Annotated in this window: 16 protein-coding genes; 5 read left to right on the top strand and 11 right to left on the bottom strand. The window is 50.4% G+C overall.

Annotated elements, in window-relative coordinates; all coding sequences use genetic code 11:
• Nucleotides 1-29: 29 nt before the first annotated feature.
• Both rimK and nfsA read right to left on the bottom strand, forming a co-directional pair.
• A complete protein-coding gene (gene rimK, locus GZ59_RS09085; RefSeq protein WP_011094221.1) occupies nucleotides 30-941 on the bottom strand; it encodes a 30S ribosomal protein S6--L-glutamate ligase in 912 nt (303 codons plus the stop codon).
• 16 nt (nucleotides 942-957) lie between these two features.
• Entirely contained in the window at nucleotides 958-1,677 is a 720-nt protein-coding gene (nfsA, locus tag GZ59_RS09080) for an oxygen-insensitive NADPH nitroreductase (protein ID WP_011094222.1), read from the bottom strand.
• Between the two features lie 415 nt (nucleotides 1,678-2,092).
• On the opposite strand from nfsA, the gene GZ59_RS09075 reads away from it, so the two are divergent.
• A complete protein-coding gene (locus GZ59_RS09075) occupies nucleotides 2,093-2,359 on the top strand; it encodes a GrxA family glutaredoxin (protein WP_010277298.1) in 267 nt (88 codons plus the stop codon).
• 70 nt (nucleotides 2,360-2,429) lie between these two features.
• Here GZ59_RS09075 and GZ59_RS09070 read toward each other — a convergent pair whose 3' ends face one another.
• Nucleotides 2,430-2,801: an inner membrane protein YbjM gene (locus GZ59_RS09070; protein WP_011094223.1), complete on the bottom strand. Its 372-nt coding sequence runs from the start codon at nucleotides 2,799-2,801 to the stop codon at nucleotides 2,430-2,432.
• Between the two features lie 375 nt (nucleotides 2,802-3,176).
• Between GZ59_RS09070 and GZ59_RS09065 the strand changes: the two genes are divergently transcribed.
• From GZ59_RS09065 to deoR, 3 genes are all read left to right on the top strand, one after another.
• On the top strand, nucleotides 3,177-4,865 hold the full coding sequence (locus GZ59_RS09065; protein WP_039294916.1) for an aspartate:alanine antiporter: 1,689 nt from the start codon (nucleotides 3,177-3,179) through the stop codon (nucleotides 4,863-4,865).
• 614 nt (nucleotides 4,866-5,479) lie between these two features.
• The gene (deoC, locus tag GZ59_RS09060) at nucleotides 5,480-6,148 is read left to right on the top strand and encodes a deoxyribose-phosphate aldolase (protein WP_039291287.1); all 669 of its coding nucleotides are present in this window, start codon (nucleotides 5,480-5,482) and stop codon (nucleotides 6,146-6,148) included.
• 31 nt (nucleotides 6,149-6,179) lie between these two features.
• The gene (gene deoR, locus GZ59_RS09055) at nucleotides 6,180-6,953 is read left to right on the top strand and encodes a DNA-binding transcriptional repressor DeoR (RefSeq protein WP_011094226.1); all 774 of its coding nucleotides are present in this window, start codon (nucleotides 6,180-6,182) and stop codon (nucleotides 6,951-6,953) included.
• Here the strand turns inward: deoR and GZ59_RS09050 are convergent.
• The 4 genes from GZ59_RS09050 to GZ59_RS09035 form a co-directional block, all read right to left on the bottom strand.
• The gene (locus GZ59_RS09050) at nucleotides 6,950-8,155 is read right to left on the bottom strand and encodes a serine hydrolase (protein ID WP_011094227.1); all 1,206 of its coding nucleotides are present in this window, start codon (nucleotides 8,153-8,155) and stop codon (nucleotides 6,950-6,952) included. The two genes, deoR and GZ59_RS09050, sit on opposite strands and share 4 nt — an antisense overlap.
• Nucleotides 8,156-8,440: 285 nt before the next feature.
• Nucleotides 8,441-9,100 (bottom strand): methionine ABC transporter permease, encoded by a 660-nt coding sequence (locus tag GZ59_RS09045; RefSeq protein WP_011094228.1) that lies wholly within the window; start codon nucleotides 9,098-9,100, stop codon nucleotides 8,441-8,443.
• Nucleotides 9,093-10,109, bottom strand: coding sequence for a methionine ABC transporter ATP-binding protein (locus tag GZ59_RS09040; RefSeq protein WP_039291285.1), 1,017 nt, complete (start codon nucleotides 10,107-10,109; stop codon nucleotides 9,093-9,095). Before GZ59_RS09040 ends, GZ59_RS09045 begins: the two co-directional genes overlap by 8 nt.
• An 81-nt stretch (nucleotides 10,110-10,190) precedes the next feature.
• Nucleotides 10,191-11,036: a MetQ/NlpA family ABC transporter substrate-binding protein gene (locus GZ59_RS09035; RefSeq protein WP_039291283.1), complete on the bottom strand. Its 846-nt coding sequence runs from the start codon at nucleotides 11,034-11,036 to the stop codon at nucleotides 10,191-10,193.
• Nucleotides 11,037-11,177: 141 nt separating this feature from the next.
• On the opposite strand from GZ59_RS09035, the gene GZ59_RS09030 reads away from it, so the two are divergent.
• Nucleotides 11,178-11,795, top strand: a complete 618-nt coding sequence (locus GZ59_RS09030) for a glutathione S-transferase family protein (protein ID WP_039291281.1) — start codon at nucleotides 11,178-11,180, stop codon at nucleotides 11,793-11,795.
• A 32-nt stretch (nucleotides 11,796-11,827) separates the two neighbouring features.
• On the opposite strand, the gene GZ59_RS09025 is transcribed toward GZ59_RS09030, so the two are convergent.
• The 4 genes from GZ59_RS09025 to GZ59_RS09010 all read right to left on the bottom strand — a co-directional run bounded on the left by GZ59_RS09025 (nucleotide 11,828) and on the right by GZ59_RS09010 (nucleotide 16,878).
• A complete protein-coding gene (locus GZ59_RS09025; RefSeq protein ID WP_039291279.1) occupies nucleotides 11,828-12,994 on the bottom strand; it encodes a PQQ-dependent sugar dehydrogenase in 1,167 nt (388 codons plus the stop codon).
• A 163-nt stretch (nucleotides 12,995-13,157) separates the two neighbouring features.
• Nucleotides 13,158-14,576 (bottom strand): FAD-dependent oxidoreductase, encoded by a 1,419-nt coding sequence (locus tag GZ59_RS09020; RefSeq protein ID WP_051122291.1) that lies wholly within the window; start codon nucleotides 14,574-14,576, stop codon nucleotides 13,158-13,160.
• Nucleotides 14,573-15,028: a PNPOx family protein gene (locus GZ59_RS09015; RefSeq protein ID WP_039291277.1), complete on the bottom strand. Its 456-nt coding sequence runs from the start codon at nucleotides 15,026-15,028 to the stop codon at nucleotides 14,573-14,575. The genes GZ59_RS09020 and GZ59_RS09015 overlap by 4 nt, the downstream gene beginning before the upstream one ends.
• A gap of 65 nt (nucleotides 15,029-15,093) precedes the next feature.
• A complete protein-coding gene (locus GZ59_RS09010) occupies nucleotides 15,094-16,878 on the bottom strand; it encodes a non-ribosomal peptide synthetase (protein ID WP_051122290.1) in 1,785 nt (594 codons plus the stop codon).
• Nucleotides 16,879-16,904 lie beyond the last annotated feature (26 nt).

The raw sequence follows: 16,904 nt of genomic DNA, 5'->3' as shown, positions 1-16,904 counted from the left end.
TTTTACGGCGCAGGATCTGTTTCAGAAAGCTAACTTTTTCCTATTGTTGACGATGTTGCGATGCGCCTCTGAGTCTTTTGCTCAATAAACTCGATCATCATGTCAGCAATATCAAGCCCGGTCGTTGTTTCAATCCCTTCCAGCCCCGGCGAAGCGTTTACCTCCATCACCAGCGGTCCCCGATCGGCACGCAAAATATCAACACCCGCCACATTCAGCCCCAATGTTTTCGCCGCCTTGATGGCAATCGCACGTTCCTGCGCCGTGATTTTAACTTTATTTGCCGACCCACCACGGTGCAAATTTGAACGGAACTCCCCTGCTTTCGCCTGCCGTTCAATGGCCGCAACAACTCGATTGCCGATCACAAAGCAGCGAATATCCTTACCCTGCGCTTCATGCACGTATTCTTGCACCAGAATATGGGCATTCAGCCCGCGAAACGCATCAATCACGCTTTCCGCCGCCTGCCGCGTCTCGGCTAATACGACACCGATCCCCTGCGTACCGTCCACCAGTTTCACGACCAGCGGTGCTCCGCCCACCATAGCAATCAGGTCACCGGTATCATCCGGCGAGTGGGCGAACCCAGTGATCGGCAGGTCAATTCCCTCACGGGCAAGCAGTTGCAGTGAATGAAGTTTGTCACGGGCACGAATCACCGCAACAGAATTATTCAGCGGATAGCTTCCCAGCATTTCAAACTGGCGCAACACTGCCGTGCCGTAAAAGGTGATCTGTGAACCGATACGCGGAATAACCGCATCGAATTTATCCAACCGGCGTCCGCGATAATGCACCGACGGTGCCGCCGAATTGATATTCATATAGCAGGAAAGTGGATCAATAATCTCAACGCTGTGCTTGCGCGACTCAGCCGCTTCACGCAGACGTTTGCAGGAATATAACGTCCCATCTCTAGACAGAATGGCTATCTTCATAAATATCCTACAGATACTAGCGTATCGCCCATCCTTGTTGATGTAAGTAGTCCAGCATGAATGGACGTAACTCTTTTTTCAGCGTCAGTTCAACATGCTCACTCCAGCTTTCACGGCGGCTACCGGTACGCTGCAGATAATACTCCACCATTTGCTGATCGTATTGTGCCAACACATCGCGGTCGAGCGGCTGATAGACATTTTCATGCAGCATCATGGCGGTTGGCATACGCGGTTTCAGTTGAGGTTCGGCGTCTGGGTGACCCAGACACAGGCCAAACAGCGGTATCACCAGCGTCGGCAATTGCAGTAACTGCGTCACATCAGCAATCCGATTGCGGATGCCGCCGATAAATACCCCGCCCAACCCCAGCGACTCAGCGGCAACCAGCGCATTCTGCGCCATGATAGCGGTGTCGACACAACCAATCAGCAATTGCTCCGCCAGCCCAGTTTCCGCTTGTGGGAAAATCTCCACATGCCGGTGAAAATCGGCACAAAAGACCCAAAACTCTGCCGCCTGTGCCACATAGGCTTGTTCGCCGGTATAGTGAACGAGCGTTTCACGTACGGCAGGATCGGTAATACGAATAATCGAACTGCATTGTAAAAAGCTGGAGCTGGACGCGCTTTGTGCGGAGGCAATGATGGCGTGGCGTTGCTCATCTGTCACAGCTTGAGACGTAAACGCACGAATGGAACGGTGGCGTTGTAGCAAATCAATAGTTGGTATCACACTGGCATCCTTGGGTCGGTAAAATTCGTTTATACCCTAAATAATTCGAGTTGCGTGAAGGCGGCAACTGCGCGAATCCCCTGAAGCTTACTTAGGTAAGTGACTGGGGTGAGTAAGGACAAATTGGCTTAGCCAATTTAAACGCCGCTTGCGGCGGCCCTTCAGGGCGAGGCTCGGAGATGAGCCGAGTATTGCCAACGCACAAGCAGCTTGAAGTATGACGGGTATAATAGCTTCAGCAAATCGTTGTAACAGGTAATGACTACTTTTTTTCATCAATGAATACGGGCATAGTAGCGCGATTCGCAGTAACCTCATTAACCGTAACATTTTTAGCTGTGACCTTGTCTGCAAACCGCGTCACGCTATGCGTTCCAAGAATGAGCACATTTTCTAATTTTACAAAGGAGTTTACATGTTCGCTGTAATTTTCGGGCGCCCTGCTTGCCCTTATTGTGTACGTGCGAAAGAACTGGCAGAGAAACTGGCCGAGCAACGTGATGACTTCAGCTTCCGCTATGTAGACATTCACGCCGAAGGCATTTCGAAAGAAGATTTGTCCAAGACGGTAGGAAAACCGGTTGAAACTGTACCGCAGATTTTCCTGGATGAAAAACACATCGGCGGCTGCACTGATTTTGAAGCTTATGCCAAAGAGCATCTGGCGCTGTTCCAGTCATAATCATCAGACTGGCAGGACAAGAGCGCGGCGAAAGTCCGCGCTTTTTTATGGGATATTGTCGAGAACCCACTCAACGAAGATAACGTCGATACAGACTGCGTAAACACAGCACGCCCATCGCGCCCAGCACACACCAAAAGACCGCACTCATCACATAGGCCAGTTCTTGCCAGAAAGAGCGCATCGGCGTATTCCACAAGTGAAGTAGCAGTAAGCACACCGGCATAGCCGCCAGCGCGCCAAACAGCGGGTAAAGCAGACGACCGCGTGCGGAAAGAAAACAAGCCACCATGCCGGGCAGCAGAAAGAGCAACATGCCCGGACTGCCCCGCAGCCCATCATTCACCGCGACCTCCGATACTTCAATCTTTTGACTCAGAAAGACTACGGTGAACAATAGAAAACAGCAGGTCGCACCAACCCAACCTTTATTTCTTGCCATAAATCGCCCCTTCTCAATATGCCCCCCAACCTGCATCGACCAGATACCGAAAGCGCTCGGTATGGCAAAAATGATTGGTGTATCTATTCCCCGATATGAAAAACATGAGGCTTCGCTATGATTTATTCGACGCACAAGTTGTCCGTAGAAAAAGACGATAACCCGCGCATTTCGTCAACAGCGACACCACAATCATTAAATTAAACAATAATTACACTGAACAATTTTTATCGGATAAATTATACTGAACGAGGCTGATTCCTTTCAGCTGACGTGTATTGATACCGTCACGGGAATTCATGCATTTCATGGCTAAATCTAGCCGCTATAATGAATAACATCAAGAACTTACTGGTAAACAACAAGTTACATCCCATGAATATAAACGTCGCTGATTTGTTAAACGGGAATTACATTCTGCTTTTATTCGTGGTTCTTTCATTAGGACTCTGTCTGGGAAAATTGCGCCTCGGGCCAGTACAACTCGGTAATTCTATTGGCGTTTTAGTGGTTTCTTTATTACTCGGCCAACAACATTTTTCGATTAATACCGAAGCACTGAGCCTCGGTTTTATGTTATTTATTTTTTGCGTGGGAGTAGAAGCCGGGCCGAATTTCTTTTCTATTTTCTTCCGCGACGGGAAAAATTATTTCATGCTGGCGCTGGTGATGGTCGGCAGCGCCATGTTACTGGCGTTAGGGTTAGGCAAACTTTTCGGCTGGGGAATCGGCCTGACCGCGGGGATGCTGGCAGGATCCATGACATCGACACCGGTGCTGGTCGGTGCAGGCGACACACTACGCAATACCGCCAGTTTGGGTGGTCAACTCGGTGTTGAACAAGATCATTTGAGCCTGGGCTATGCGCTGACGTATCTGGTCGGGCTGGTCAGTCTCATTTTTGGTGCACGCTATCTGCCCAAACTTCAGCATCAGGATCTTCCCACCAGTGCGCAGCAAATTGCACGCGAGCGCGGGCTGGATGTAGACAGCCAAAGAAAAGTATATCTGCCAGTGATTCGTGCCTATCGCGTCGGGCCAGAACTGGTCGACTGGGCGGCTGGCAAAAACTTGCGCGAACTGGGAATCTATCGCCAGACTGGTTGCTACATCGAGCGCATTCGACGCAACGGAATTCTGGCAAATCCCGACGGCGATGCCGTCCTGCAAATCGGCGACGAGATCGCGCTGGTCGGTTATCCCGATGCACACTCTCGTCTGAACTCCAATTTCCGCGATGGCAAAGAAGTTTTCGACCGTGATTTGTTGGACATGCGCATCGTGACGGAAGAGATTGTCGTCAAGAATCACAACGCCGTCGGTAAGCGCCTCAGCCAATTGAAGCTGACTGACCACGGCTGTTTCCTTAACCGTATTGTTCGCAGCCAGATAGAAATGCCGCTCGACGATAACGTCGTGCTGAATAAAGGCGATGTCTTACAGGTCAGCGGTGACGCCCGTCGGGTAAAAAGCATTGCTGAGCGAATCGGGTTCATTTCTATTCACAGTCAAGTCACCGATCTGCTGGCCTTCTGCGCCTTTTTTGTTATCGGCGTGATGGTCGGGCTGATCACGATCCAGTTCAGCAACTTCACCTTTGGCATCGGTAACGCGGCCGGGTTGCTCTTCGCCGGTATCATGCTGGGCTTCCTGCGCGCCAACCACCCGACCTTCGGCTATATTCCGCAAGGCGCGCTTAACATGGTCAAAGAGTTTGGCCTGATGGTGTTTATGGCGGGCGTAGGTCTGAGTGCCGGTAGCACCATCAACAGTAGCCTGGGAGAAGTCGGTATCCAGATGCTGGCTTCAGGGCTGATTGTCAGCCTCGTGCCGGTGGTGATTTGTTTTCTGTTCGGCGCGTATGTGCTGAAAATGAACCGAGCGCTGCTGTTTGGTGCCATGATGGGCGCTCGGACCTGCGCGCCAGCCATGGAGATCATTAGCGATACGGCACGCAGCAATATTCCTGCACTCGGCTATGCGGGTACCTACGCCATCGCTAACGTGCTACTCACATTAGCGGGTTCACTTATCGTGGTTATCTGGCCTGAATTACCCGGCTAACAAAATGTAAAAAAGCGTGAATTTTTTCCAGAAAACTCAGAACTTTTTCTTTGGTCCACAGTCTGAATAAGTGCCACTGCTTTTCTTTGATTCCCCTTATTGAGGAAGCCCATCGTTCCCGCCTTTCAGGTTCAAGAGCGATGGGCGTTTTCTTTTCTGCCTTATACTCGTCATACTTCAAATTGCATGTGCGTTGGCTACGTTCAAATCTGCTCCCGGCAGATTTGTCACCCGAATCACTTACCTGTGTAAGCTCATCGGGATTAAATGAGAGACATCCAGTCTCTCACCGAAGGCCAGCCGCTGGCTGGTCAAATTCGTTCCCGACAAATTTGTCCTTCGTTTGCCGCATTATTCGGCCTTATGGCCTCTCCCTTCCGGGGTCAGCGCAAGCGCTGTTCAAAAACGTCTTGCCGTTTTTGTCCTGAAATTTGAATTATTTAGAGTATACCTCTTCCCTATTTCCCGATATCCACACATCCGCTATCACATTCGCTTCATTATTTGTTATTAAAATAACAAATATTAATTATTTTGTTATTTTTGTGACATTGAAATCATTGAATGCCATAATCACGCTATGTGATTTTTATCGACACAACCAAGGATTTACCATGACTGACTATGCACGTTATATCGACCACACCCTGCTGGCAGCAAATGCCACCGAACAGCAAATCGTCACGCTGTGCGATGAAGCGATAGCGCACCATTTTTATGCCGTCTGTGTTAATTCCGGCTACGTTCCCTTAGTAGCTGAAAAATTGAAAGGTTCAGCGGTACAGGTGTGCTCGGTTATTGGTTTCCCTCTCGGTGCAGGCCTGACTTCCAGCAAGGCTTTTGAAGCGAAAGCCGCGATTGATGCCGGTGCACAGGAAATCGACATGGTGATTAACGTCGGCTGGCTGAAAAGCGGGAAGATTGATGCCGTCAAAGCGGATATTCAGGCCGTGTGTGAGGTTTGCGCCGCTATACCGTTGAAGGTAATATTGGAAACCTGTCTGCTTGATGACGAACAGATTGTGCTGGTGTGTGAAATGTGTCGTCAGTTGGATGTCGCGTTCGTCAAAACGTCTACCGGCTTCAGCACCGGCGGCGCACGCGAAGAACACGTTCGACTGATGCGTAGCACTGTCGGCAGCGAGATGGGTGTAAAAGCCTCCGGCGCGGTTCGCGATCGCCAAACGGCACAACGTATGATTGAAGCCGGTGCCACACGTATTGGCACCAGTTCAGGCGTTGCTATCGTTTCTGATGACGCTGCCGCAGCAGGGAACTACTAACAACAAAAATAGCTTACTAGCAGGGAATTTTATGGAAACGCGGCGCGACGAACGAATCGGCAGACTGGCTCAGGCATTAAAGAAAACCGATAAACTCCATCTTAAGGACGCCGCACAGCTACTCGGCGTGTCCGAGATGACCGTGCGCCGCGATCTAAATGCAGATTCCACCAGCGTTATGCTGCTCGGCGGCTATGTCGTTAGCGACCTGAAGAATAACGGTGTCACAAATTATTTTGTTTCTGACCAGCAGACCAAACACGTAAGAGAAAAGCAGGCTATCGGTACTGCCGCAGCTTATCTGGTGGAAGCAAACGATACCGTTTTTTTCGATTGTGGCACGACCATTCCCTTCATCATCGATGCAATTCCTGATGAGCTGCTTTTTACTGCGATTTGCTATTCCCTGAACACCTTTTTGGCGTTACAGGAAAAAAAGGCGTGCAGAGTGATTTTATGCGGCGGGGAATACCATCCAGATAACGCGATCTTTACCCCGCTCAATCAACGCTGTGAGCTAGACAACATTTGTCCGAATAAAGCCTTTATCTCTGCGGCGGGTATCGAACTTAACGCGGGCGCGACCTGCTTTAACTTTGCCGAGCTGGGCATGAAGCAACGCGCGATGGCGACTGCACAGCGCATCATTATTGTGGCAGACAACAGTAAATTCGGTCAGATCAAACGCGCCTGTATCGGCCCGATGACGCTGTTTGATACGGTTATTTCCGACAGCGCCCCGAGCGAACCCTACCTACGCTACTTCTCCAACAACGGCATTCAGTTAATCCATCCCGGAAATTAACCGAATAACCCACCGAACCACTGCTGCACCTTCATCATCACCGTATCCCAGAGGCGGCTAAAGAAGCCGGCTTCGGGGATATCATCCATCGCCACCAGTTGGCGCTGTCCGATGCTTTTACCGTCTAGTTGGAAGTCGATAGTGCCGACAACCTGATTCTTGGTTAACGGTGCGGAAAGCTGCGGCGGATTTAGCGTGAAGCTAGCCTTCAGGTTCTTCATTTGCCCTTTCGGAATGGTCAGCGCAGCATTCTGTGCAACGCCAAGCCGCGCTTCTTTTTCTGTGCCAAACCACACCCGCTGCGTAGTAAAAGGTGCATCCGACTTGATAGGCGTTACCGTTTCAAAAAAGCGGAAGCCCCATGTGAGTAGTTTTTCGCTTTCACGAAAACGAATGGAATCCGTTTGCGCCCCCAGCACCACGGAAATCAGGCGCATATTACCTTCCGTTGCCGAGGCCACCAGATTGTGCCCCGCCCCGTTGGTATGGCCAGTTTTCACGCCGTCCACGTTCAGGTTCGTGCTCCATAGCAGACGGTTGCGGTTAGGCTGACGAATATTGTTGAAGGTGAACTCTTTTTCTTTGTGCAATGCATACTCTTCGGGCACGTCGCGAATCAGCGCCTGCCCTAACAGCGCCATATCGCGCGCGGTGCTGTACTGCCCCGGCGCATCAAGGCCGTGCACGGTAAGGAAATGCGTATTCGTCAGGTTAAGCGCCTTCGCATAATTGTTCATCAGGCTGACAAACGAATCCTGACTGCCCGCCACGTAATCCGCCAGAGCGATACTGGCATCATTGCCTGACTGAATGACAATACCTTTATTTAACTCAGAAACGGGGATGCGATCGCCTGGCTTAAGGAACATCAGCGACGAACCGCGTAGCGCCGGATTACCGGTTGCCCAGGCATCTTTTCCCACCGTGACTTCATCCGTCGGGCGAATTTTACCGGATTTGAGCGCCTGTCCAATCACATAGCTCGCCATGATTTTTGTCAGGCTGGCGGGATCAAGGCGCTCATCGGCGTTGCTCTCCGCTAGCACTTTACCGCTATCGTGATCGATCAGGATAAAGGCCTTGGCATCAATCTGCGGCACGGCAGGCAACTGTTCCGCATAGGTGAATGGCACTGCACCAACAAGCAGTACCGTACCTACAGAGAAAGACGTGAGTTTGGTCAGGAAAGGAGTTGTTTTCATGAGTTCGCCGCAATATCCATCAGTCGTTAAAAATTATTAATTTTCAATATGTTTTGAAAACTTTAGTAACATACAAAGGTAACGCGTCACCTCTTGGATGAAAACCGTCCTTTCTGTAAAGATAGTCAAAGAAATGAAAGCCTCTAAAAAAATGCAGATAAAGAAAGGACTTAGGGGAAATAAGGAATATCTGAAAATGTTAGCGGCAAGACACAATCAGAAAAAATAGAGAATGGCACGAGGAGCCATGGCAGTACAGCCTCCCCTCGTGCTTGAGCCTAGCCTCTAGCGCCGTTCGCGTTTATCTGCACGCTTCGATAACCCATCACCCAGCGTCTGCACTACCTGCACCAGAATAACCAGTGCAATTACGGTAATCACCATCACCTCGGTTTCATAACGGTAATAGCCGAAGCGGATCGCCAAGTCGCCCACGCCACCGCCGCCGACAATACCTGCCATCGCCGAATAGCCGATGAGGCTCACCAGCGTAATCGTCAGGCCACGCAATAGCCCTGCTTTCGCCTCTGGCAAGAGCACCGTGCCGATAATACGCATCGGACTGGCACCAAAAGCTTCGGCAGCTTCCACGATGCCGGGATCGATCTCACGCAGTGCGCTATCCACCAGACGGGCATAAAACGCAATCGCTGCGACAGACATCGGCACCGCCGCCGCCACAGGTCCAATGGTATTGCCCAACAGAATCTGCGTAAGCGGCAGCAGCAACACCAGCAGAATAACGAAAGGAATAGAACGGATGATGTTCACCAACACGGTGCCAAACAGATAAACGGCGCGGTTTTGCCAGAACAGATTCCTGTCCGTAACGTAAATCAGTAGCCCCAGCGGTAAACCACCGATCACGGCAAACAGCGTGGAAATACCCACCATCTGGAATGTTTCACCGAACGCCGCGATCAGATCGATCCATAAATCAGCCATGTAACACCTCCACGTTCGCCGTTCTTACCTGAATATGTTCCACCGCTTCCGCCACTTTTTCAGGGTCAGATGGATGAGTCAAGAGCGCCACGAGTATGCCTAGCGCACGGTTGCCGATGTATTCGATCTTACCGTGCAGGATATTGACGGACACGCCAAAGCGCGTCGCCACGTCCGACAACACCGGTTGCTCGGCGGATTCACCGACGAACAGAATCTTCAACAATGTGCCCTGCAAATCTTCCAGTAAACGAGGCGGCAATGCGAGATCGAGCGTATGGGACACCAGTTGGCGGGTAAACGCGTGCTGCGGCGTAGCAAAGATATCGAAAACATCGCCCTCTTCCACAACCCGACCGCCCGTCATCACCGCGACCCGATCGCAGACGGCCTTAATCACGCTCATCTCATGGGAAATCAGCACGATGGTAATGCCCAATTTCTCGTTAATCTCTTTCAGCAGCGCCAGAATGGCGGCTGACGTTTCCAAATCGAGCGCCGAAGTCGGCTCATCGCACAGCAACACTTCAGGATCGTTGGCAATCGCTCTGGCGATGCCCACTCGCTGTTTCTGACCGCCGCTGAGCTGTGCCGGGTAAGACGACGCTTTATCCGACAAACCGACCAGACTCAGAATTTCCGGCACGCGCAGAGTGATTTCTGCATTCGATTTTCCCGCAGCCTTCAGGCTGAAGGCGACGTTTTCTGTCACAGTACGCGTCTGCATCAGGTTGAAATGCTGAAATATCATGCCGATTTTTTGCCGCTGTTCCCGCAGTGGCTGCCCTGCTAATTTGCTGATAAGCACGCCATTAACAAGCACACGGCCGGAGGTCGGTCGCTGCAAGAGGTTGATGGTTCGCAGCAGCGTACTTTTCCCCGCACCGCTGGTGCCGACAATCCCGTAAACCTCTCCGCGCTGGATGTGCAGCGACACGTTGTCTACCGCGAGATTTGATGGTTGCTTCCCTTGTGAGAAGTCAACGCTTACCCCTTCTAACTGAATCATTATCCGCAAACTCCTAGCCTGAGCGGAAAAGAAGAAAGCCGGTCATAGACCGGCCAAATCGTATTCGGTGCAGCTTAACGCTTACTGTGCGGGCGCTGGCGTTTTCGCCTGCATCCACTCAGGTTTCTGGAATTGGCTATACATCAACGCCGGATCGTTGATCACAGCGGCATACGCAGGTGATTCTACGATCGCTTTTGTGTCTTTCACGAATGGCTTATCGAGATCGTCGGTACGCACAGCAATAATATTCTTCAGATTTTCATCCAGCGTTTCCAGCTTGATGGCCGATGACAGTTTCATGCCCGATGCCAGCGCAAAATTACCGTTCACCAGCGACGCCGCCACGCTATCCAGCGTACGAGGCAGCTGTGCCGCTTCCATCGGTTTGAAAACTAACCCGCGTGGGTTTTCAAGAATATCTTTCTCGGAAGCCTTGGTTGGATCAATGTCGGCCTTAATCGTAATCAAGCCCATTGATTGCAGGAAACGCAGGCCACGCGCCAGATTGGTTGCGTCGTTAGAGAGCGTAATTACGTCCCCTTTTTTCAGTTCATCCAGCGATGTGATTTTCTTCGAATAGAAGCCCATGCTGGCCGTCGGTACCACGATGAGTGGAGAAATTTTTAACCCTTTATCGGCGGCAAATTTCTCCAGATACAACGTATGCTGGAAGAGGTTGGCGTCGATGCTGCCGTTGGCCAGTGCCAAATTGGGTTGAACGTAATCACTGAACTCACGCACGACGACCTTGTAGCCTTTTTTCACCAACTCAGGTTTAATCGCCAGATTCACCATATCGCCATACGGCCCCGGTGCCACGCCAAACGTGATCGTCTGCGGATCGCTGCTGGCCATAGCAAGTTGCATACCGGCAGCAAACAGCGTGATGCCCAGCGCGGCGCGAACAGAATGCGTCAATTTCATTGTGTAACTTTCCTGTCTAAATGTAACTTGCTGTCATTATTAAGAATGACAAGTTAAATCATAAAGACTAAAAAGGCATATCATTATTTCTCATCAACTGTCGCAAACATCTGAACATCCTTTATGCAGAAAGAGGTAGCTATGATAACGATTTGGGGTCGTGACAATTCGACCAACGTCAAGAAAGTCCTGTGGTGCGCGGAAGAGCTTGCGCTGCCTTACCAACACATTGCGGTTGGCGGGCAATTCGGCCGTAACCATGATGCCGATTATCTGGCTATGAACCCTAATGGCCTCATCCCCTGTTTACAGGACGACGATCTGGTACTGTGGGAATCCAACACTATCGTGCGTTATCTGGCGGCACAGTACGGCCAGAATTCGCTGTATTTCGCTGATGCGGGCGAACGTGCGGGTGCAGAAAAGTGGATGGACTGGACGAGCTCGCTTGCGGCTTCTTTCGGCCCCGTGTTCATTAATATGGTGCGTGTCGCGCCGGAAAAACGCGATATGGCATTGGTACAGAAAGGCATGGCCGAATGCGAACGTCTGTTCGGTATTGTCGATACGGTTCTGGCTCGTCAGCAATGGCTATCCGGCGATCGGTTTGGCGTTGGTGATATTCCGTTAGGCTGCGTGGTCTACGGCTGGCTGAATATGCCGATTGAACGTCAGACACATCCTCATCTGGAGCGCTGGTATCAGCAGCTAACCGAGCGTCCGGCTTATCAAAAACACGTCATGACCCCGCTGTCTTAAGTGAATACAGGCACCTTGCGGTGCCTGATTTTTTACTCCAGCCCGACTTTCAGCAATTTGCCATTGTCGTGATCGGTTAGCAAATAGAGGTAGCCATCAGGCCCCAGCCTTACGTCGCGGATGCGTTCACCTCGGTCATTCAGCAAACGCTCTTGTGACGCGACCTTGTCGCCATCAAGCGTCAAGCGAATCAGGTTCTTTTCTGCCAGTGCGCCGATGAAGACCGAATTTTTCCACTGCGGAAAACGATCGCTGTTATAGAAGGCCATTCCGCTGATACCCGGTGATTTTTCCCAGTAGAAATCAGGGTTCGCCATCCCGGCGATCTCTTTTCCTTTCGCTTCTGGAATTTGCAACCCAGAATAGTTAATGCCGTGTGTCGCAATCGGCCAGCCGTAATTTTCACCCGCTTTAGGGATGTTGATTTCATCGCCGCCTTTCGGACCATGTTCATTTTCCCACAGCACGCCAGACCAGGGATTAATCGCCAATCCCTGTGGGTTACGGTGTCCATAAGACCAGATGTCCGACCGCGCATTAGGTGTGTTAACAAACGGGTTATCGGACGGCACCTTGCCATCTACCGTCAGGCGAACAATTTTACCCTGTAATTTATCCAGATCCTGTGCAGTCGGGCGCTCGTTGTTTTCACCCAATGCGATAAACAGATGCCCCTGTCGATCAAAGGCCAGCTTGCCGCCAAAATGGTTACCCGTCGACAGCTTCGGTTCCTGACGGAAGAAGACCGTGAAATTCTCTAACCGTTTATTATCCTCAGAAAGTTTGCCATACCCGACAGCGGTTCCCGCTTTGCCATCGCTCCCCTCTTCAGCAAAGCTCAGATAGATGCGCCGATTCTGTGCAAAATCCGGCGATAACGCGACTTCCAACAACCCGCCCTGTGATTTAGCGTAGACCTTCGGCACGCCAGCGATGGGGGCAGACAACGCGCTACCCGCTTTCCATAAGCGTAAATTCCCGGCACGCTCAGTAATCAGAATGCCCTGTTCTTCCGGCAAAAACGCTAATGACCACGGGTGATCCAGCTTATCCTGCAATTCCGTCACCTTCGGTTCCGCCGCCAATAACTGGCTGGAAAACAGCAACGTTGCGCTAAGCAGCAGCCAGTATGGCGCAGCAGAAAATCGTCGTAACACAGTGTGTGAAGCAGAGTTTCGAGGCATCAAGCAAGCGGACATAGCGTTGTCTCCATCCAACAAAAGTCCTGTAAATTTAGGCGGCAGGCGGTGTTTGTGCAAAAAAACGGTGCGAGGTTTACATTTATTGAAGAAATTAAAGGCGTAACGGTATAAATGATCACCTGCGCCGACGCCAACCGAATAACGCTGGAGACCGCTGCATTTACATGATGAAATCCTTTACGAATTTATAAGACAGCGTTTTATGGAGAGCGAGTTTTTTAGCTAAAACAAACATCAATCCTGATAGCGCATCTTTTAACGCTTCATGACGTGTTTTCACGCCCATAATATCTTTAGTTATCCGAAATTGAATAAACGCTAGCGTGTCATCTTTATAAGGATAGGGGGCCCCTAATCTGTCAGCAATAACCATACCGGACACTACAGCACCCTCATGCCCAGCTAGACTGGTATCTACCCCGCAAAACCACAGGTTATCTTTACCCTGTAACTCGCGTAATCGCATTTTATGCATGAAATCCGCAGGTCGCTGTTTGGCTGCACGCCAATGACACGTTTTCACGACCTTTTCATCGTGAATAGGCTGCGTAGGATCAAGCGTCACCAATAAAGGCTTCGTAATATTCTGATACGCCATTAACGCATTGTTCACTCGTGTCACACTGCCGAATAAGTGAGTATGATGTGCTTGGGTGCCAGTAAACTGGCGAAAGTTGAAATAATGTGATGGGGTGTCTGTGTTAAGGTAGTCAGTATCATGGTGCGCGACGCTGGTGATATCGTGGTATTCAAACGAGGATAATATTTCCTGTTGTCTGTGCGTTGGCTCAGCAAGTAAAGATAATGTGACTTCCGCCGAAGTGGCAAAAATCACCGCATCGAACGAGACTTCCCGATCGCCATAGCAAACCCTAACCTTCCCTCTGCACGGCTTCACCGACTTCACCGCGGTATCAAGCTTTATGTGTTCTCCCAGCGTCTCGGCGAGCACCTGCAAATAGCGTTGCATCCCACCGCGAACTTTTCGCCAGTATCCTGGAGAAAAAAACGAAACCAGATTGGCATTAAATGAGATTGCAAAAAACATCAGTGGGTATGTGCGTAGATCGACATTGCATCCCGTAGAAATACTCATCATGGGATACAGAGCCTGATAAATAAACGTCTCAGAATACCCTTTTTCACTTAAATACTCCTCAATTGTCATCGCTTTATACCGAGGGTCACCAGAGCTCATCACTTCAGACATGCCGAGTTGGAAGCGACTGCATTCCTCCTGTATGGCCTGACGCAACGGGCCCTCCAATGTGACGTTGCTCCAATACTGTTTCTTACTGGGAAAATATGCATGGAAAGAGGAAGGGGCAACATAGCTGCCGATACCTAACTTTTGTAATATATTGAACACATTGGGAGAAATACGTTCGTTAAAATATTCAACCCCCATATCAATAGGCACACTTCCCCCTTTTCCTATATCAACTCGCTGCGTGTAAACATGGCCTCCAATATAATTATTGGCCTCAAAGAGAGTGACGTTGTGCGTGTTTCGTAATCGCCATGCGGCAACCACTCCCGCAGCGCCACCACCAATAATAGCCAGATTTTTCTTCTTCATAGTCCCTTCTCCGACCGGGTCGAGCAGTGCCAACTCATACATCGTTTCACTCCCAAACGATTCTGCATGAATTTGATTTCTATTAGCTTTAAAGACCATATTGGACGGGTAATGACACGGCTAAGCGGGTAACGCTGATAATAACGCGCACGGGCGATGCCCTCCTGCTCTGTCGACAGCAGCGATGCAACAGCATGATATTGCAAGCCTTTCAGTTGCATCAGTGAAATGTCAGATCCCGTAATCGTACCTGAAACCTCCGGCGCCTTAAGCATAAGACTGGCATGGCGTGTGGTAATATCGCTCATGACATACATTGTCATTTCATCTTGCTGGAAATGATAAAAACAACTGGCAGACCACACTTGCCCTTCTGCCGCAGCGCTCAACGTTAATAGGCGTTCCTGATTCATGAAGTGACATATTTCATGTAGTTGTTCTTCGTTATTCATTTTTCCTCCCTTCGCACAAGCATGACGCAGAGTGGCACTGGCATCGCCCTGCCCCAGACGAGACCTTACTGCTCGGTATACAGTATTTTTTCCGCGATCGCTTTAGGGCTTTCTAAAGCAGCAATCAGAGCAACGGGCACTTTTTTCTCCAATCTTGCGCCGATCATCCCTGCGGAAATCACCGCCAGTGCAGAGTTTCCACCCAGATCGAAAAAATTTGCTGTCTCATGAAAATCGGCTTGACCTAGGGTGGTCGAAAACACGTCACAGATGATGGCCACCACTGCGTTAAAATGTGCGTTACGATGGACAGAGCTCCCGTCATGCGTTTCATGGTGCAAGGTGTTATCCCACGTTGGTTCGGGGAGTGATTTCCTGTCGAATTTTCCATTCGGGTGCAAAGGGAATGTGGCGAGTACAACAAATAAATCAGGTACCATATAGGCAGGAAGCACCTTGTGAAGCGCCTGCTCCAGTTCCGCTTTTGACGGTGAGTTCTGACTGATCACATAGGCTGTCAGCATATCGTCGCCGTGTCCGGCAAAGGGTTTGGCGGCGACGACAGCGCCTGCGATACCGGGAAGATTTTCTAAGGCATGTTCGATTTCTTTTACACCAATACGATTCCCCCTGATTTTGATCTCTCCATCCCCTCTGCCCAACCATTCCAATTTTCCCTGCGGGTGCATCCGCACTCGATCGCCTGAGCGATAGATTTTTACACCGCTTTGAGGATGGGTGAAGAAAGCACTCGCCGTTCCCTCTGGGTTGCCGTAATAGCCCAGCGCCAGACCAACTCCTGATAGATATAACTGGCCTTCTGTGGCGGGTTGAAGATCCTCATCCAGAACATGTAGCTGCGTATTTTCTAAAGGTTCACCGATAGAAATAAAGGTCGCGTCTTTTTCGACGCATCCACAGGATGTCCAGATCGTCGCTTCAGTCGGTCCATAAAGATTCCATAAGCGCCGACATGTCTGATTCAACTTCCTTGCCACTGGCAAAGGTAGTGCCTCTCCACCAGACAAAATCGTCACAGAGGCATTAGGGCGCCACCCTGTCGCCAGCAGAATCTTCCACAAGCTCGGCGTAGCCTGCACAAAATGGCTTCTGGCGATCAGCGGAAGCAGACGGTCAATCTCGTTCACGTCGCTATTGCTCGCCAGCAGAACCGTCCCGCCAAGCGTTAAAGGATAAAGCAGTTCAAGAATCGAAATATCAAAGGCCACCGTCGTGTGCGCCAGAAAAACGTCCGAAGCCTGCATTTGCAAACGCTTGCCGATCGCCGAGAGAAAATTGCCCAACGCCTTATGCCCGATACTGACGCCTTTGGGCTGTCCCGTTGAGCCACTGGTGAACAAAATATAGGCAGTATCATCCTGTTGTATATCCAGACACACCCAATTCCCCTCGACTCCTCGTTCGGGATAGATAACGCTATCGTGAAGTTCACGTGCCAATGCGCCATTATCTGGGTGGCTGAGCAGCAACGTCGGTCTGGCGACTTCAACGTACTGCTGCAATCGGGATAAGGGATAGGAGGGATCTAGTGGAACAAAGGTTACGCCCAGTGCCAAAGCCGCCACCATACTCGGGACTAACCATTGATCGCGGCATAAAAGTAGCCCAATAACATCCCCTCTCTTAACGCCAGACGTCATCAACGACTGTTGAACCGAGACAACAAGCCGTTCAAACTCCGTGTAATTGACTGCGAATTTTGCGTTAATTAGCGCTGTTTTATCTGCGTGATGCGAAAAAGCATCAAGAATCTGCGCTACCGCATTCGCGGTTTCTTTATTTCGCCTACAAACATTCCCTGCCGTCATATTCGTATTATCACCTGACATGATTCCTCCTGGTTTTGCGATCAAAT

It is taken from the genome of Pectobacterium atrosepticum (genome assembly GCF_000740965.1).
Taxonomy (GTDB): domain Bacteria; phylum Pseudomonadota; class Gammaproteobacteria; order Enterobacterales; family Enterobacteriaceae; genus Pectobacterium; species Pectobacterium atrosepticum.
Note: the sequence above shows the minus strand (reverse complement) of the source record. Positions and strands in the feature narration are given on the sequence as shown.

Bases quoted from the DNA above. Each gene is read 5' to 3' on its own strand.
- rimK (WP_011094221.1), bottom strand. From the start codon at position 941: ATGAAGATAGCCATTCTGTCTAGAGATGGGACGTTATATTCCTGCAAA.
- GZ59_RS09075 (WP_010277298.1), top strand. From the start codon at position 2,093: ATGTTCGCTGTAATTTTCGGGCGCCCTGCTTGCCCTTATTGTGTACGT.
- GZ59_RS09070 (WP_011094223.1), bottom strand. From the start codon at position 2,801: ATGGCAAGAAATAAAGGTTGGGTTGGTGCGACCTGCTGTTTTCTATTG.
- GZ59_RS09065 (WP_039294916.1), top strand. From the start codon at position 3,177: ATGAATATAAACGTCGCTGATTTGTTAAACGGGAATTACATTCTGCTT.
- deoC (WP_039291287.1), top strand. From the start codon at position 5,480: ATGACTGACTATGCACGTTATATCGACCACACCCTGCTGGCAGCAAAT.
- deoR (WP_011094226.1), top strand. From the start codon at position 6,180: ATGGAAACGCGGCGCGACGAACGAATCGGCAGACTGGCTCAGGCATTA.
- GZ59_RS09050 (WP_011094227.1), bottom strand. From the start codon at position 8,155: ATGAAAACAACTCCTTTCCTGACCAAACTCACGTCTTTCTCTGTAGGT.
- GZ59_RS09045 (WP_011094228.1), bottom strand. From the start codon at position 9,100: ATGGCTGATTTATGGATCGATCTGATCGCGGCGTTCGGTGAAACATTC.
- GZ59_RS09040 (WP_039291285.1), bottom strand. From the start codon at position 10,109: ATGATTCAGTTAGAAGGGGTAAGCGTTGACTTCTCACAAGGGAAGCAA.
- GZ59_RS09035 (WP_039291283.1), bottom strand. From the start codon at position 11,036: ATGAAATTGACGCATTCTGTTCGCGCCGCGCTGGGCATCACGCTGTTT.
- GZ59_RS09030 (WP_039291281.1), top strand. From the start codon at position 11,178: ATGATAACGATTTGGGGTCGTGACAATTCGACCAACGTCAAGAAAGTC.
- GZ59_RS09025 (WP_039291279.1), bottom strand. From the start codon at position 12,994: ATGTCCGCTTGCTTGATGCCTCGAAACTCTGCTTCACACACTGTGTTA.
- GZ59_RS09020 (WP_051122291.1), bottom strand. From the start codon at position 14,576: ATGAAGAAGAAAAATCTGGCTATTATTGGTGGTGGCGCTGCGGGAGTG.
- GZ59_RS09015 (WP_039291277.1), bottom strand. From the start codon at position 15,028: ATGAATAACGAAGAACAACTACATGAAATATGTCACTTCATGAATCAG.
- GZ59_RS09010 (WP_051122290.1), bottom strand. From the start codon at position 16,878: ATGTCAGGTGATAATACGAATATGACGGCAGGGAATGTTTGTAGGCGA.